Origin of the sequence: Streptomyces sp. BK79 (assembly GCF_044142145.1) — a bacterium.
Taxonomy (GTDB): domain Bacteria; phylum Actinomycetota; class Actinomycetes; order Streptomycetales; family Streptomycetaceae; genus Streptomyces.
This window is the reverse complement of the sequence record NZ_JBHVOC010000073.1, coordinates 1-1,423: the sequence shown is the minus strand read 5'-3', so window position 1 is coordinate 1,423 and position 1,423 is coordinate 1. Positions and strand designations below refer to the sequence as shown.

1 protein-coding gene is annotated in these 1,423 nt (G+C 72.6%); it reads left to right on the top strand.

Annotated features, from left to right (window positions below):
* A partial coding sequence (locus ACFIF2_RS35810; RefSeq protein WP_395577473.1) for an AMP-binding protein occupies positions 1–1,423 on the top strand: 1,423 nt, incomplete at both ends.

Here is a 1,423-nt window from a genome sequence, read left to right as displayed (position 1 = left end):
CCACCCCCTCGTCCAGGTCGTCTTCCAGATCGTCAACACCCCGTCCTTCGGCCGGCTCGACGCGACGGGCGAAGAGATCGAGATCTTCGCCGCCGACCGCGTCTCCACCAGGGTCGACCTGGAACTGCACCTCGTGGAGGACCCCGACGGCGGTATCACCGGGCAGGCGATCTACAGCCGCGCCCTGTTCGACCACTCCACCGTGCAGCGCCTGCTCGACCACCTCGGGAACGTCGTACGGCAGGCCGCGGCCGATCCCGACCGGCCGCTGTCCCGTCTGTCGCTGCTGGGCGCGGAGGAACGCGAACACGTCCTCACCACCTGGCAGGGGGAGGACCAGCCCGTACCCGCCCGCACACTGCCGGACCTGTTCACCGAGGTGGCCGCGCGGACACCGGACGCGACGGCGATCCTCCAGGACGGACGACGCCTCACGTACGCGCACCTCGACAGCGCCTCCGACCGGCTGGCCCGTCACCTGGCCGGGCTCGGCCTGAACCCTGAGGACATCGTGGGCCTCGACATCGGCAGGTCGCCCGAGACCGTGATCGCCTCGCTGGCCGTGCTCAAGGCCGGGGGCGCGTACCTCCCCATGGACGAACGCAACCCGCTGTCCCGCAAACTGTCGATGCTGGACGAGTCGGGCGCCCGCTTCGTGCTCACCGACCGCCCCGCGGAACTCACCGGGCTGCTCGCGGACCGCGACCTCACGGTGGTCGACGTCGGTGCCGGCACCGGCCCGTCGCCGGCCCGGTCGCTGCCCGCACACCGGCCGGCCCTCGACTCCCTGGCCTACGTGATCTACACCTCGGGCTCCACCGGCACCCCCAAGGGCGTCGCGGTCACCCACCGCAACGTCGTCGCGTTCGCCGGCGACGCGCTCTTCGGCAGCGGCGCCTACGAGCGGGTGCTGGTGCACTCGTCGTACGCGTTCGACGTGTCCACGGCCGAGATGTGGCCCGCCCTCCTGACCGGCGGAACCCTCGTCCTCGCCCCGCCCGGCGGCATCGACGCGGCGACGTACGGCACGCTCATCGCCGAACAGGCGGTCACCGGCCTGTTCCTCACCCCCGGCCTGCTCGAAGTCCTCGCCGACGAGTGCCCCGAGGCGTTCGCGGGGGTCCGCGAGATACAGGTCGGAGGTGACACGGCGCCGACGGCCGCGATGTCACGGCTCCTCGACGCGCATCCGCAGCTGCGGATCGTCAACGTCTACGGACCCACCGAGGCGACGGTGATCGTCACCTCCTTCCGGACCGACGCGCTGAACCCGCCGGGAGCCGAAGGCGTCCCGCTGGGCGGTCCGCTGCCCAACCACCGCGTCCTCGTCCTCGACGACCGGCTGCGGCCCGCACCGGTGGGCGTGCCCGGCGAGCTGTACGTGGCCGGTCTCGGCCTGGCGCGCGGGTACGTGGGGCGGCCC